A 328-nucleotide genomic window follows, 5' to 3' on the forward strand; every position below is an offset into this window, starting at 1 on the left:
TGACGAAGTCGGCATCCCCTTCACCCGCACCCGCCTCACCGCCCTGCGCCACGACGCGCGCATCGCCGAGGTCGAGGGCGACGACGTGCGCCTGCAGCCGGGCCTGAGCTTCGACCTGGTCGAACACCCCCGCGCAGACCTCAACATCCATTGGCGGGTGGCCAGCGTGCGCCACGAGGGCGCGCAGTTCACCAGCCTGCAGGAGGAAGCCGCCGGCGCCGAACAAGGCACGCGCTACATGCAAAAGGCCCTGCTGGTGCCCGGGCGCATCGAGTGGCGCCCCGAGGCGCCGCCCAAGCCGCGCATCGACGGCCCGCACATGGCCACC

General features: G+C 72.3%; 1 protein-coding gene. It reads left to right on the forward strand.

Features of this window, described 5'->3' with window-relative positions:
- A partial coding sequence (locus NMG10_RS25920; RefSeq protein WP_337994578.1) for a contractile injection system protein, VgrG/Pvc8 family occupies window positions 1–328 on the forward strand: 328 nt, incomplete at both ends.

The sequence above is a fragment of the Pseudomonas sp. DVZ6 genome, assembly GCF_024259445.1.
GTDB lineage: Bacteria > Pseudomonadota > Gammaproteobacteria > Pseudomonadales > Pseudomonadaceae > Aquipseudomonas > Aquipseudomonas peradeniyensis.